Genomic DNA, 1,338 nt, shown 5'->3' with positions numbered 1-1,338 from the left:
GTACATGCTGGAATGACACGACTTCGGCGGTACGCTTGAGCCCCGCTACATTGTCGGCGCGGAATCACTTGACCAGTGAGCTATTACGCACTCTTTCAAGGGTGGCTGCTTCTAAGCCAACCTCCTGGTTGTCTCTGCGACTCCACATCCTTTCCCACTTAGCGTACGCTTAGGGGCCTTAGTCGATGCTCTGGGCTGTTTCCCTCTCGACCATGGAGCTTATCCCCCACAGTCTCACTGCCGTGCTCTCACTTACCGGCATTCGGAGTTTGGCTAAGGTCAGTAACCCGGTAGGGCCCATCGCCTATCCAGTGCTCTACCTCCGGCAAGAAACACACGACGCTGCACCTAAATGCATTTCGGGGAGAACCAGCTATCACGGAGTTTGATTGGCCTTTCACCCCTAACCACAGGTCATCCCCCAGGTTTTCAACCCTGGTGGGTTCGGTCCTCCACGACCTCTTACAGCCGCTTCAACCTGCCCATGGCTAGATCACTCCGCTTCGGGTCTTGAGCGCGCTACTAAATCGCCCTATTCGGACTCGCTTTCGCTACGGCTTCCCCACACGGGTTAACCTCGCAACGCACCGCAAACTCGCAGGCTCATTCTTCAAAAGGCACGCAGTCACGACGCATTGAGTAAACTCAATGCGCGACGCTCCCACGGCTTGTAGGCACACGGTTTCAGGTACTATTTCACTCCGCTCCCGCGGTACTTTTCACCATTCCCTCACGGTACTATCCGCTATCGGTCACCAGGGAATATTTAGGCTTAACGGGTGGTCCCGCCAGATTCACACGGGATTTCTCGGGCCCCGTGCTACTTGGGTGTCTCTCAAACGAGCCGTTGATGTTTCGACTACGGGGGTCTTACCCTCTACGCCGGACCTTTCGCATGTCCTTCGCCTACATCAACGGTTTCTGACTCGTCTCACAGCCGGCAGACTGTGAAAGAGAGATCCCACAACCCCGCACACGCAACCCCTGCCGGGTCTCACACGTATACGGTTTGGCCTCATCCGGTTTCGCTCGCCACTACTCCCGGAATCACGGTTGTTTTCTCTTCCTGCGGGTACTGAGATGTTTCACTTCCCCGCGTTCCCTCCACATACCCTATGTGTTCAGGTATGGGTGACAGCCCATGACGACTGCCGGGTTTCCCCATTCGGAAACCCCCGGATCAAAGCCTGGTTGACGACTCCCCGGGGACTATCGTGGCCTCCCACGTCCTTCATCGGTTCCTGGTGCCAAGGCATCCACCGTGCGCCCTTAAAAACTTGGCCACAGATGCTCGCGTCCACTGTGCAGTTCTCAAACAACGACCAACCACCCGTCACA

1 rRNA gene (only partly in view) is annotated in these 1,338 nt (G+C 56.4%); it reads right to left on the bottom strand.

What is annotated here, in order from left to right:
- Positions 1–1,283, bottom strand: a 23S ribosomal RNA gene (locus tag ACFUPX_RS44015) (it extends 1,938 nt beyond the left edge of the window).
- Positions 1,284–1,338 lie beyond the last annotated feature (55 nt).

This window comes from Streptomyces sp. NPDC057302, assembly GCF_042667685.1.
Taxonomy (GTDB): Bacteria; Actinomycetota; Actinomycetes; order Streptomycetales; family Streptomycetaceae; genus Streptomyces.
The sequence above is the reverse complement of the archived record's forward strand: the minus strand, read 5'-3'. Positions and strand labels throughout refer to the sequence as shown.